Here is a 518-nt window from a genome sequence, read left to right on the forward strand (position 1 = left end):
ACCGGCGTCGTGCATGACGCGGGATAGCCGCGCCGGCCTTCGATTTCAACGAGGCACAGGCGGCACGAGCCGAACGGTTCGAGCGAATCGGTCGCGCACAGCTTCGGCACGTTGACGCCGGCTTCGGCGGCGGCGCGCATCACCGAAGTGCCGGCGGGGACCGTCACCGCCTGGCCGTCGATTTCGAGCGTGACATCGACGTCCGCGTGACGCGCGGGCGTCCCATAGTCGATGTCGTCGAAGAAGGAGCGGCTTGCGCGTTGTTGCGCCTGCGACTTGCACGCGCAATTGCCGGAGCCGCAGCCGCCCCCCAAGGGGACTTCCTTCGGGGCGCCGATGGGAGAGTTGAGCACGTCGGACATGGTGGGCTCCTGGGTCAGGCCGCGGCCGCTTTGGGCGCGTGTTGAGTGACATCGGCGAGACCGAAGTCTTCGGGGAAATGGTCGAGCGCGGACAGCACCGGGAACGGCGTCATGCCGCCCATCGCGCATAGCGAGCCGGACACCATCGTGTCGCAC

2 protein-coding genes are annotated in these 518 nt (G+C 68.1%); both read right to left on the bottom strand.

What is annotated here, in order from left to right; all coding sequences use genetic code 11:
- Positions 1–362 (bottom strand): 2Fe-2S iron-sulfur cluster-binding protein (locus tag PQR02_RS40760; protein ID WP_408243443.1); only part of this gene is annotated, 362 nt, incomplete at its 3' end.
- 14 nt (positions 363–376) lie between these two features.
- Positions 377–518: NADH-ubiquinone oxidoreductase-F iron-sulfur binding region domain-containing protein (locus PQR02_RS40765; RefSeq protein ID WP_408243444.1), on the bottom strand; the 142-nt coding region annotated here is incomplete at its 5' end.

Source organism: Paraburkholderia sediminicola, from assembly GCF_046026895.1.
Classification (GTDB): Bacteria; Pseudomonadota; Gammaproteobacteria; order Burkholderiales; family Burkholderiaceae; genus Paraburkholderia; species Paraburkholderia sediminicola_C.